Annotated in this window: 1 pseudogene; it reads right to left on the bottom strand. The window is 55.2% G+C overall.

The features are described from left to right. Positions 1 to 667: pseudogene (locus KQI12_RS12825) on the bottom strand (tetracycline resistance ribosomal protection protein); the annotation flags it as partial.

Here is a 667-nt window from a genome sequence, read left to right as displayed (position 1 = left end):
CCAGCCGAACAAGCCCTGCTCCAGCCCGTAACGGATACCATCCCTGACAGCGTTTTGAAAACTCTGGTTCAAGTATCCCAGCGAAACCCGGCTCTCGTATTGTACACCGGAGCCAAGCGGGAGTGGTGTAACAGACAGTCCGATGGATGCCCAAAACGGGTTGGGCGGCACCTCGATATGGATGGTGTGGCTGGCTGCTTTGAGCGGCCGCTCCATATAAATGACGGTGGGTTCCTTTACCACTGTTTCAAGCTTGTATTTTTCCGACAGCAAAGCGGAAACAACCTCCAACTGCACCCGGCCCAAAAAAGAAAGAATGATCTCATGGGTGATGGAATCCACCTCGCAGCGCAAAAGCGGGTCAGTATCCGCAAGTTGCGTAAGAGCGTCCAGCAGCCGTTCTCTTTGCGCTGCCGTTTTCGGCGCAATCGACGTCCGCAGCATGGGGAGGGGGTCCTCACGCCACCTTTTACGAGGGAGCCGGGTTGGGTCCCCTAATACATCGTTTAACCTCACGCTGTCGCTGGGAAGGATAACAATTTCACCCGGATAAGCGGTGTCTGTCCGAACAATTTCCCCTTTGGATGGAATACGCATCTCTGTGATTTTCAGCTTTTCTCTCCCGGCCAGGGCCACCGTATCCCGCAGGCGCAGCGTTCCGCTGTAT

The sequence above is a fragment of the Pseudoflavonifractor sp. MSJ-37 genome (assembly GCF_018917965.1).
Taxonomy (GTDB): Bacteria; Bacillota; Clostridia; order Oscillospirales; family Oscillospiraceae; genus Pseudoflavonifractor_A.
The sequence above is the reverse complement of the archived record's forward strand: the minus strand, read 5'-3'. Positions and strand labels throughout refer to the sequence as shown.